Annotated in this window: 10 protein-coding genes and 1 pseudogene; 4 read left to right on the forward strand and 7 right to left on the reverse strand. The window is 62.4% G+C overall.

Annotated features, from left to right (window positions below):
* Positions 1-109 precede the first annotated feature (109 nt).
* Positions 110-591: pseudogene (locus E3O47_RS05280) on the forward strand (recombinase family protein); the annotation flags it as partial.
* 121 nt (positions 592-712) lie between these two features.
* On the opposite strand, the gene E3O47_RS05285 reads toward E3O47_RS05280, so the two are convergent.
* On the reverse strand, positions 713-1,114 hold the full coding sequence (locus tag E3O47_RS05285; protein WP_134374957.1) for a Rid family hydrolase: 402 nt from the start codon (positions 1,112-1,114) through the stop codon (positions 713-715).
* 610 nt (positions 1,115-1,724) lie between these two features.
* Here E3O47_RS05285 and E3O47_RS05290 point away from each other — a divergent pair.
* On the forward strand, positions 1,725-2,129 hold the full coding sequence (locus E3O47_RS05290) for a hypothetical protein (protein WP_134419740.1): 405 nt from the start codon (positions 1,725-1,727) through the stop codon (positions 2,127-2,129).
* Positions 2,130-2,216: 87 nt separating this feature from the next.
* Here the strand turns inward: E3O47_RS05290 and E3O47_RS05295 are convergent, their stop codons facing one another.
* The 3 genes from E3O47_RS05295 to E3O47_RS05305 all read right to left on the reverse strand — a co-directional run bounded on the left by E3O47_RS05295 (position 2,217) and on the right by E3O47_RS05305 (position 4,417).
* Positions 2,217-2,909 (reverse strand): hypothetical protein, encoded by a 693-nt coding sequence (locus E3O47_RS05295; protein ID WP_134419742.1) that lies wholly within the window; start codon positions 2,907-2,909, stop codon positions 2,217-2,219.
* Between the two features lie 277 nt (positions 2,910-3,186).
* On the reverse strand, positions 3,187-3,687 hold the full coding sequence (locus tag E3O47_RS05300; RefSeq protein ID WP_134419744.1) for a hypothetical protein: 501 nt from the start codon (positions 3,685-3,687) through the stop codon (positions 3,187-3,189).
* Positions 3,688-3,766: 79 nt separating this feature from the next.
* Positions 3,767-4,417 carry a M23 family metallopeptidase gene (locus E3O47_RS05305; RefSeq protein WP_134419746.1) on the reverse strand — a complete coding sequence of 217 codons (651 nt, stop codon included), beginning with the start codon at positions 4,415-4,417 and terminating at the stop codon, positions 3,767-3,769.
* Positions 4,418-4,636: 219 nt separating this feature from the next.
* Here E3O47_RS05305 and E3O47_RS05310 point away from each other — a divergent pair, with 219 nt between their 5' ends.
* Together E3O47_RS05310 and E3O47_RS05315 are read left to right on the forward strand one after the other, a co-directional pair.
* Complete coding sequence (locus E3O47_RS05310; RefSeq protein ID WP_134419748.1) at positions 4,637-5,101, forward strand: cupin domain-containing protein; 465 nt, start codon at positions 4,637-4,639, stop codon at positions 5,099-5,101.
* Between the two features lie 81 nt (positions 5,102-5,182).
* A complete protein-coding gene (locus E3O47_RS05315) occupies positions 5,183-5,407 on the forward strand; it encodes a hypothetical protein (protein ID WP_134419750.1) in 225 nt (74 codons plus the stop codon).
* 7 nt (positions 5,408-5,414) lie between these two features.
* Here E3O47_RS05315 and E3O47_RS16785 read toward each other — a convergent pair whose 3' ends face one another.
* From E3O47_RS16785 to E3O47_RS05330, 3 genes are all read right to left on the reverse strand, one after another.
* Positions 5,415-5,777, reverse strand: coding sequence for a GntR family transcriptional regulator (locus E3O47_RS16785; RefSeq protein ID WP_134419752.1), 363 nt, complete (start codon positions 5,775-5,777; stop codon positions 5,415-5,417).
* A complete protein-coding gene (locus E3O47_RS05325) occupies positions 5,774-6,811 on the reverse strand; it encodes a hypothetical protein (protein ID WP_134419754.1) in 1,038 nt (345 codons plus the stop codon). The genes E3O47_RS16785 and E3O47_RS05325 overlap by 4 nt, the downstream gene beginning before the upstream one ends.
* A gap of 139 nt (positions 6,812-6,950) precedes the next feature.
* The coding region (locus E3O47_RS05330) for an integrase core domain-containing protein (RefSeq protein ID WP_166785327.1) at positions 6,951-7,064 on the reverse strand (114 nt) is incomplete at its 5' end.

Below are 7,064 nucleotides of genomic sequence, written 5' to 3' on the forward strand. Positions count from 1 at the left end.
TCTTGCGCCCACGTCTGGCCATCTTCACACTCCAAATCTTGGTGGAGTGTTGCGACGAGACCTAGAACTCGCCTGGCGTTTCTGGCCCTGTTTTCAGTTGGCGTTAACAGACCGGCCACACCTGGCGGCTTGCCTGAAGGCGCTGCGTCATGGTGACACGCTCCTGGTTTGGAAGCTGGACCGGCTCGGTCGAGACCTGCGGCATCTGGTCAATACGGTGCATGACCTCACCGACCGTGGCATCGGCCTCAAGGTGCTCACCGGAGAGGGCGCAGCGATCGACACCACGACGGCACCTGGGAAGCTCGTCTTCGGAATCTTTGCTGCTCTCTCCGAGTTCGAGCGGGCGCTCATCTCTGAGCGCACAATCGCCGGGCTTGCCGCAGCTCGAGCACGGGGGAGGACGGGCGGGCGGCCGTTCAAGATGACGCCGGCCAAGGTCCGCCTGGCCATGGCCGCGATGGGGCAGAAGGAAACGAAGTTAGCGACCTCTGCAAGGAGCTCGGGATCACCCGGCAGACCTTGTACCGCCATGTCTCACCTGCGGGGGAGCTGCGGTCGGACGGTGCGAAGCTCCTATCGAAGAAGTAGTGGCCCCACCTGGGGAGTGTCAGAAGGAAACCCTGACCGGGACAAATCCGACTCGCCGGACCTGGCGCTTAACTAGTTCTTACCGCCAACCTTGATTTCGAACGCCAGGCCAGGTTAGCGGTCAATGGCGAACGACGGCGGCGATGGCGGCGATCTCGACAAGAGCTCCTGAAACACCGAGTCCGGCAACTCGGGCCCCCATGACTAGAGCTGGAGTATCCGAAGCGAGTGCGGACCCGATGGCTTGATACGCCGTGGCAAGGTCAACACCGTCGACGAACAGCACCGTCCACTGCACTACATCTTCGATAGTTGCATGAGCTGCGGCCAGCGCAATCTTGACGTTTTCTAGGGCGCGAATGGACTGCACCGCAACATCGCCTTCACCGATGAGTGAGCCGTCTGCGGCGACGGAATTTTGACCGCCAACGTAGATCGTGGTTGCGCCGGCCGGCACGATGGCGACGTGACTGAAAGCCTGACTGTGGACAAGCCCCTCAGGGCGGATGCGCTCAATGGTCATATCTCTCACGATTACACGACATACCGATAGGGGCCACTGGGAGAGTTCGAAACGGGGCCCATGAGACGAACCCTGTGCGGTCACTTCCCGCGACTTGAGGAGAAAGTCCCGGCGTGCGCAAGGGAATGTGGGTGCATGGCCAAATGGGAACGAGGGATGGGTGGCTACCGCGTTGTGTGGGCTGGCCATCTTCATGGCATTGCCGCCAGCTGCGGCGATTTACGCGGTCCGAGATCCAAGCTATTCGTGCCTTGTGGACGCACTCCCGGCGTCTCGCGAAAGCGTAGACCCCGGACAGCCGATCGTTGGCCGGATCACGTTGATCCCGCTGGGGCTGCAGTGCGAATTCACGTCCATGACCGGACAGGCAATGACCTTGAAACCCGATGTGGTGTTGACCGCTATGCTCGCCACTTCAGCTGCTTCCGTTTTCGCGGCTGGCTTGGTGCTGGTCCAGGGGAGCAGCCGTCGGCGAGTCCTTCTGGATGCAGAGAGACACCGGGAAAGTCCTAGCGAAACGGTCTAGGGCTGCGTGCACCCACGGACCGCGAAACGAAACTCTTGCGGGCCGATTTCGTAGTCGATACGTTGGCCTGAACCTGGGGGAAATGTGGCGGACAAGTTCACGTGCGCGAAGATGGTCGCGGTGGCCGCTGCCGCCCTGAGCCTGATGGGCTGTTCAGCTGCCGGTGGCTACTCCGACCTCATGAGAGAGCCCAGCGCAGAGGACGCTATTCCGAGCGACCTTCCTTTGCATGCATTGGACGGGTTCGACCTTGACAGCGTGCGATTTGTGCGTTCCCTTGACAAGACACGGCTGTATCTGGCGCAGGGAACTGACCTCCCTGTCTGCCTGCTCGCGTACAGAGGGGCCACGGATTTTCAAGGCGCGTGCGGCTCAGATATGACGACAATGAAGTCGGCAAGCTTTGAAGTCATGATCGTGAAGGATGGCACTCTGAATCGAGACGGCTGGACGAAAGTAGGCGAGAACATCCTCGTCAAGAACCACTAGTTCACGCCGCGGCCATAGCCGGTGCTGAACGCGACAGACTGCCTTGTTGACGGAACCCTTTGCGGGCGGGTCTGGTGCTGGGTCGTGCTAGATGGGGCGGATCATCGGTTTGAGAGTGACGAGTCCTGGTGGGAGGTCGCGGTGCCACGCTTCGATCTCTGCCGTGATCGCCCGTGGTGTCGCAATGATGTGGTCGACACCGTCGTCGTTGATTTGGTCGATGAGTGTTGACAGCGCCCAGAGCTCGACCTGGTGAGCGAGGTGTTCGCCGGCATCGCGGTACTGCTGTTGGGTCCATCTCGACTGAACCAGGGTGAGGAGATCGCCGTGTAGCTCGGTGAGAGACTCCCGTACTGCATCGGGGTCCGGTGCGGAGATGACTACTCTCCAGGTTTTGTCGGGGGCGCTCAGATAGCGGCGACTGACGATCGCACCGCTGGCAAGCAAGGCTCCTTCGACTGCGCGTGAGTGTTCGTCGTATCGCGGTGGTGTCCGATCGCCCGGTGCGGTGTTGGCCGGTTCGACCGTGAAGCCGTCATCGAACTCGGGGGCGCCGAATGCGTCGACGGTGAACTTCGTCCCGTCCCAGCCGCCTGAAACTGATACCCACGAGTCCGGCTGTTGACCGGTGACTCCTGGGATGAGAACGAGGGGGATGCCGAAGGTGTGGATCTCGTGCTCTGAGGCATCGGTAGGCCGTCGATCGTGCGTGAATCGAGGGATCAGAGCGAAGGTTCCACCACAGTTGATGAGCCAACCGGTCGCCGTGTGTGTCAACATCTGAGTCCTTGCCTGTTAGGTTCAATGCGTCTGCAGGAGTTCCCAGGGCTGAGGCATCCTTTGTCACGATGCTCCTTTGGTCCGAAGATACGCCCAGTCACGCTAAGCCTGTCTTTCCAGCAAGGTGGCGCTGTTGACGTGCTGACTCGTTCGCTCGAGACCGATCGTTTCGGGGAATGCGCTGGCGGAGTCGGCATCAGAGGAACGGTCAATTGGACAGTGGTGGCGGTGCGTTCGAGGATCCGTTGCCATTCACGTTCTGACCTGACGCTGCTGTCTACGGGTGCGCGAAGGGCTCGATCGATACCCCCGGCGCTGGAGCCCGGAACCCGGGGGTGTCGCAAGACACCTCTACGAGGTATATCCAGTTGTCGCCGTCGAACCCACCCGTCACTCGCAGTTGGTCGCTGTCAACCAGTCCAGCGATCTGGGCCCCGTAGGCGAACAAGTCGTAATCCGGGTCGAAGCTGGTGGCAGGGAAGGTTGACGTCCAGACCCGCGCGTAGCGTTCAGCGGTAGTCCACGGGTCCTCGTCCATATCGAACCAGGAGTTCTTTGCGGAAAAGGCAACTTCGTAGCCGTCTGACCTTTTCGCCCAGTGCGGGGTACCACTCAAGTCCTCGGACTTGGTCCAGCAGGCGGACTCCGGTGGCGCGGCGCGCTGCACGTCCCACGTTCCCTCGATTGCGTCGAAGTTGCGCTGGATGGAGCCCGCGATCGTGTCGGTGATGTTCGACCACTTGGTGAGCGTGCCGCCGGACGCAGCGGCCGGCGACACTTGGGCATCAGTGGATTGGGAAGCGCAGCCGGTAGCGCCCAATTGAAAAAGCGAGACCTCGGCCGGGTGCTTTTGCAATTCATGCGACGGTGAAGGTATCCCCGTTCCTCGGGAGCCAGGTGCCACCGTTGACCTGAGGGCGTTCAAAGACGATGGGCCTGCCGCGCGCCGTCGGCCAGTTCGTTGAGTCCGTGACTTGCACGTGCACGTGAGGCTGCGTGCTGTTGCCCGAGTTCCCGCATGATCCGATGTTCTCGCCGACCATGACCACTGATCCAACTGCGGCGCTCACCGATCCGCGCTGGAGATGAGCGATGAGCACAAAAGGCCCGGCCGGCTCAAGCGCGATGACCACGTGATTGCCCGCGATCGCGCGCACGCCCTCTCGAACTCGGCGAGTCTGGGAGAGCGCGTAAGGAATCAACGCCAATTGTGAGCGCCGGGCCTCGTGATCCAGCTCGCCGTCGACCGCGGCGACGACAGTGCCCGATGCTGGCGCCAGGATCGGGGCGCCGAATCCGACAAAGACCACGGGGGGCTCCGTCGCTAATACGGAGCGCCAACCATGCTTTGCCGAATGGCCTCGTTCGTCGATGGCGACGAAGTCGATTGCGAATGTCGTGCCGAATAGATGGGTGCCATGGCTGGGAACACGGTTCGCCGGACTGTTCTCTGCGATCCACCGGCCCTGGAACGGAAATCGCAGCGCAACGGGGGGAGTGCGCAACATGCCAGCACCTCCGGCCGCGCATAGTGGTGTGGCCCGTTCGAGCGACACGCTCAGTGTAACGAGAGGCACGACTCCACCGGGCCCGACTAGATTGGTCCAGGTTGAGGCGGGCCGCCCGTAAGCCGGACGGACAGCGCGACAAATCCGTGAGCATGGTCTCAGGAGGATCGAACCGCGGGAAGCCTTATGATCCGATCCGGGCAAAGCTACGATGAGATCATGCCCATCGAAGACACCGGTCCCCGTCCTCAAGCATTCGATCTGGAGACCGAGACCCTCAAGAACCCGAACTACCGCACCGTGGCTTGGAGTGGCACCTACCTGCAGGTCACCCTCATGTCGATCCCGGTCAACGGGGTCATCGGGCTAGAAAAGCACCCTGACACCGACCAGTTCATTCGACTCGACCGCGGCCGTGGCCGCGCCCAGATGGGACCAAGCAAGAACGAACTGACCTTCGACGAGGAGGTAACCGATGGGTGGTGCGTCATCGTTCCAGCTGGCAGCTGGCACAACGTGACGAACATCGGAGATGAGCCCATGCAGGTCTATACCGTCTACGCGCCGCAACACCACAAGCCGGGCAAAGTTCACCAGACCAAGGCGATCGCCGACGCCGACACCGACGATGCACCCGCCGACTGGTCCGTTCAACCAGAACCCGTCGCTGACCAACACGGCTGAACGGAGCCGCCCGACCAGGAGCCCCGCCATCGCCGCGTTGACGGCAGCTACGCTCGCCAGCACCTGCCCCGAGCAGCGTAAGTGCGATTGCTGCCGGCGGCGTCGCGTTGGGGGGCAAAGATCGCGCAATGCCGCACCGGCGAACTCGCTGTCATCACGGGCGCCGAACTCGCGATGATGACCGATACGGCAGCCCTCGGACACGCCCCGCTCGGCCTCGCCGTATTCAACCGGGTGGCCCGGACGACAACGCCCGAATCTGTAACCTGGGTGAAGGACAGCGGCCGCGCCGATGCTGTTCGGTAGGGGAACGTCATGCGGGCGGGTGTGTCGCCTCTGTTCGCCAGACCGCGCGGAGGATTGCGATGGTGTCTTCGAGGGTGACGAGTGCGCCTTCGCTTGCTTCCGCGAGTGCGCGGGCGTGCTCGATCACTGCCTGAGGCGCCCGGGAAGCCCCGGGGGCCACGCGGGTGCCGGCGGCGGTGCGGGTGACGATGAGTCCGTCGCGTTCCAAAGTCTTGTACGCCTTTGCGGCTGTGGCCTGTGCGACGCCGAAATCTCGAGCGGTTTGTCGGACGGTTGGCAGGCGTTCGCCGTCACCGAGTTGTCCGGAGCGGATCGCTCCGCGGAAGAGCGCATCGATTTCATCCGCAGAGCTTGGCGTGGTCCCGGTCATCGCTGTGGTCCGTTGGTCGAGACTTCATACTCCGGTGTTGCGAGGCGTGAGCGTCGTGTCGCCAGTGCGGCTCGGGCGGTGTCGACTGCAAGTCGGAGGAGGAACGCGACTCCGCCAGCCTGGAGTGCATAGCCCAGGAGGTTCATGGGGCGGGCGATCGCGTCGTAGCCGCCGGCTACGAGAATGCGCGGGTAGGACTGATTGTCGGATACCCACTGCTCGTCCAATCCGACCAGTGCTTGCCCGGAGGCACCGGTGTGCATCCACACGGCTCCGAGCGTGGTGATGAGTCCACCGAGCAGGATGAACGTGAACAGTCGAGCGGTTAGTTCTCGTTCCGAGCGCACGCTGGAGGCGGTCGATCGGGCGAACACGGGCCGGTTGGCGTCCGTGTGAAGCACGGCGAAAAAGACGGCGGAGGCCAGTGCCAGCGCGACGAGAGTGGCGAGATGGTTCGGCCATCCTGCCCCGGACAGGTAGCCGTACCCGCTGTTGAAGCTCATGTAGATCGGCAGGTTAGTGTGGTCGGGAACGTTCCCAAAGAACGGTCCGTCTTCGGGCGCGGTCCGGGCGATCGCGATCTGCCATACGGCAGTCAGCGCGAGCAATGTCGCGGTGATTCCGGAGATCCAGAGCAAGGTGCGAGACGCGAACGCATGCCACGGGCGGCGCGGAACAATTGAACGCTCTCCCGGCGCGGGAAGTGGCATCCGTCGAAGGGCTACGGCCGCCGCAGCCACCACCAGTGTCGCCGCGAATAGCGGGGCCGGCCGGCGCCACCAACCGTCATACCCGGAAACGTCAGACGTCGACACGACGATCGCGCTGACCGCCGTCGCGACGACAACCACGAGCAATGAACCCGCCACTCCCGCCCAGGTGAGAGTTGCCGTGCGCCGCCCGGTCTGGGGGAGTGAAACCATCCGCCGGGGACGAACCCACGACAGAGCGAAGAGGACCAGGCCGAAGGTGATGGCCACTTCCAGAGGTAGCAGATCTTGAACGGCGTGCACGAAGAGAAAGAGGAAGTTCATTTAGGCCCCCAGAAGATCGAATCCCTCGCGATCATCGCGAGCATTGTGCTGTAAAGCTAGCACAAGATTGTGCTATCCAAACAGTGCAAGTTAGTGCGGGACCATTCGTGTTCGATCGGGAACGCTAAGCGTGACAGATCTAGGTGTTGTTCCCACTGACGTTGTGAGCACGGTTGATGGGTGATTTGCCGCCGATGCCGGTATGGGGTCTGTGGTGATTGTAGCTATGGATCCAGTCTTGGTAGGTGGCTGC

This window comes from Cryobacterium sp. TMT2-17-1, assembly GCF_004402765.1.
GTDB classification, from domain to species: domain Bacteria; phylum Actinomycetota; class Actinomycetes; order Actinomycetales; family Microbacteriaceae; genus Cryobacterium; species Cryobacterium sandaracinum.